Annotated in this window: 1 pseudogene; it reads left to right on the forward strand. The window is 55.6% G+C overall.

The annotated features are described in order from the left end of the window. Nucleotides 1-29 precede the first annotated feature (29 nt). A pseudogene (locus EAD96_RS31330) lies at nucleotides 30-455 on the forward strand (fimbria/pilus outer membrane usher protein); the annotation flags it as partial.

The following is a 455-nucleotide window of genomic DNA, read 5'->3' on the forward strand; positions in this document are numbered from 1 at the left end:
CCCTGATCATGAGCTTCCCGCAGGCTGCGATGAAGCAGACAGCGCGCGGTACGGTGCCAGAATCGCAGTGGGACGAAGGGGTGAATGCCCTGCTGGTGGATTATAACTTTTCCGGCAGCAACGCCAGCTATGACGCACACGACAGTGAAACCAGCTACAACAGCGACAGCTACTATCTGAATCTGCGCAGCGGTATGAACCTGGGGGCATGGCGGTTACGTAACTATAGCACCTGGACGCGAAACGACGGTAACAACACATGGGATAACATTGGCACATCCTGAAGCCGTGCCATTGTACCGCTGAAATCACAGCTGACGTTGGGGGATACCTCCACTGCCGGTGATATTTTTGACAGCGTTCAGATGCGCGGTGTGCAGTTAACTTCCGACGAAGAGATGCTGCCTGACAGCCAGCGCGGGTTTGCGCCCGTCATCCGGGGTATTGCCAAAAGT

It is taken from the genome of Micromonospora sp. BL1 (assembly GCF_003667485.1).
Taxonomy (GTDB): domain Bacteria; phylum Actinomycetota; class Actinomycetes; order Mycobacteriales; family Micromonosporaceae; genus Micromonospora; species Micromonospora tulbaghiae.